The 610-nt window shown below is 55.7% G+C and carries 1 protein-coding gene; it reads right to left on the bottom strand.

What is annotated here, in order from left to right; all coding sequences use genetic code 11:
• The coding region (locus tag J5M56_RS23850) for a hypothetical protein (RefSeq protein ID WP_207937926.1) at positions 1-468 on the bottom strand (468 nt) is incomplete at its 3' end.
• Between the last annotated feature and the right edge of the window lie 142 nt (positions 469-610).

The raw sequence follows: 610 nt of genomic DNA, 5'->3' as shown, positions 1-610 counted from the left end.
GAAGTAGCCCTCGGGCGATGCTTCTACGACAAGCGGATTGAACGCGGCAACAATGGTAGTGACGACGTCTGCGAGATCTTGCGATTTCGCATAGCAGTCGGGGACGCCCAGACGTGTCGAAAATCGGTCCGGTAAGACCTTTTCGTCTGATACATGACACGACATCGATGCGCCTTCGTTGGGGCGTGTATTGCCATTCCATATCGCCGCATGGGAAGCGCTATGCTTCTTGCCGCGCTGCTCTTCGTTTAAGACTGTCAATGCAGGAGTAGAGGGCGAGCCGTCTGCATCAAATGCCGGGTAGAGTGTCGCTTCTTCGAGCGAATTCCCTTTGAGTCGCCAATTCGCGTGCGCCATCAGCGGGCTCTTCGCCGCGAGCGCAGCGACAACTTTCGACTCTCGACTCAGCATCTCGGAGAAATTGCGGGACGACAGCGATACGTCCCGGAACATCGCTTTGATTTCCATGTTCGATTACGGTTGGTAGACGGATCGGACGCCGAGGCTGGAGAGCAAGGGTGTCATCTTTCGCTTTGTGAGCTGGGTTTGAAAATACCACGTCAGTCGTGCAGGCGGGTTTGCTCGCACTCTTGTGGCCTGGTTCGTGATC

Source organism: Pseudomonas sp. 51_B (assembly GCF_017491595.1).
GTDB lineage: Bacteria > Pseudomonadota > Gammaproteobacteria > Pseudomonadales > Pseudomonadaceae > Aquipseudomonas > Aquipseudomonas promysalinigenes.
The sequence above is the reverse complement of the archived record's forward strand: the minus strand, read 5'-3'. Positions and strand labels throughout refer to the sequence as shown.